The organism is Faecalibacterium sp. DFI.5.82 (assembly GCF_029076575.1).
Classification (GTDB): Bacteria; Bacillota; Clostridia; order Oscillospirales; family Ruminococcaceae; genus Faecalibacterium; species Faecalibacterium duncaniae.
The window spans coordinates 1-300 of record NZ_JARFIS010000780.1 but is presented as its reverse complement, the minus strand read 5'-3'; the positions used below and the strand labels follow the sequence as shown (position 1 = coordinate 300).

The 300-nt window shown below is 56.0% G+C and carries 1 pseudogene; it reads right to left on the bottom strand.

Annotated features, from left to right (window positions below):
• Positions 1–260 (bottom strand): annotated as a pseudogene (locus tag P0G09_RS18875) (LPD16 domain-containing protein); the annotation flags it as partial.
• Between the last annotated feature and the right edge of the window lie 40 nt (positions 261–300).

The following is a 300-nucleotide window of genomic DNA, read 5'->3' as shown; positions in this document are numbered from 1 at the left end:
GCATCGTAGTCCTGCAACAGCCGCCGCCCCTTTTCCATGTGGTGCGCTTCCAGAATCTGCTCACGGGCTTCCTGAATGGTCAGTTCCGGTGCATCCAACTGCCCACCGTCCATCACTGACTAATCGCTGTGGTAGAGGGTGTAGTCCCATCCATCCTCACAGGACTGGATGGCAAGGTAGCCTTTGCCGCCCAGTTCCCACGCCGCCTGCTCGTCCTGTGTCTGAATTTCCGGGTAGAAGACTGCATGGTTTCGTTCCATAACTTCGGCAAACTGGCAATGTGTTCCACATCTGCCAGTT